This window comes from Halochromatium glycolicum (assembly GCF_016584085.1).
GTDB classification, from domain to species: Bacteria; Pseudomonadota; Gammaproteobacteria; order Chromatiales; family Chromatiaceae; genus Lamprobacter; species Lamprobacter glycolicus.
Genome location: NZ_NRSJ01000147.1, coordinates 1 through 480, shown reverse-complemented (window position 1 = coordinate 480; position 480 = coordinate 1). Strand labels below are relative to the sequence as shown.

Here is a 480-nt window from a genome sequence, read left to right as displayed (position 1 = left end):
TCACTGGGTGGATGATTTCATCGCCGGTGATTCGAGTCGCGTCAACCTGGTCTTGAAGTCGATCGGGTCCTGGGGGGAGTTCGGGCAGCGTCTCGAGCTTTACAGCAGCTACAGTGCGATGCCGCCGCTCCGTGTCTGGTCACTGACCACGCCAATCACGGAGACGGCACTGGCCAATCTGGATTATCGCGCCGTCCTGCGCGAGATCCTCTCGGAGTATCAGGTCCAGGGCGTTATCGTCTCTTCGCTGATCGGTCACTCGCTCGATGTCTTTCGCACCGGCCTCCCGACCTTGCTGGTTGCTCATGACCATTATCCTTTCTGTATCGCGCTGTATTCCCGGTTCAACGATGTCTGCGCCCGCTGTGATGGCGAAAGGCTTCGGGCGTGCATGAAGGATAATCCTGGCCATCAATTCTTTACCAGTCGTGCCCCGGAGGACTGGGAGGCGTTGCGCGCAGCCTTTGTCGGGGTCTTGCA

1 pseudogene is annotated in these 480 nt (G+C 59.0%); it reads left to right on the top strand.

What is annotated here, in order from left to right:
* A pseudogene (locus tag CKO40_RS23910) lies at nt 1-480 on the top strand (glycosyltransferase family 4 protein); the annotation flags it as partial.